Consider the following 273-nt stretch of genomic DNA (forward strand, 5'->3'; position numbering starts at 1 on the left):
ACTGGTCTACGACATGAGCCTGTACGGGCGGGGACTGGTGTTCACCTCCATCCGGCCACCGCTGGGCGACCCCTGCTCCGCAGGCCTGGCCAGCACGATCTACGCCATCGATCCCGACACCGGGGGCAAGACCGACTATGTCGCCTTCGATGTGAACGGCGACGGCACCTTCAACGCCGCCGACAACCTGGCAGGCCAGCAGGTCAACGGCTACGAGGTGGGGCCGGGCAAGCCCACCATCAGCGGCGCGAAGATCTTCGACTCCAGCGGAAA

1 protein-coding gene is annotated in these 273 nt (G+C 65.9%); it reads left to right on the forward strand.

All coding sequences use genetic code 11. The features are described from left to right. The coding region (locus ACRHNM_RS16785) for a hypothetical protein (protein ID WP_431137764.1) at window positions 1-273 on the forward strand (273 nt) is incomplete at both ends.

Origin of the sequence: Psychroserpens mesophilus (assembly GCF_050617655.1) — a bacterium.
In the GTDB taxonomy this organism is placed as follows: domain Bacteria; phylum Bacteroidota; class Bacteroidia; order Flavobacteriales; family Flavobacteriaceae; genus Psychroserpens; species Psychroserpens mesophilus_A.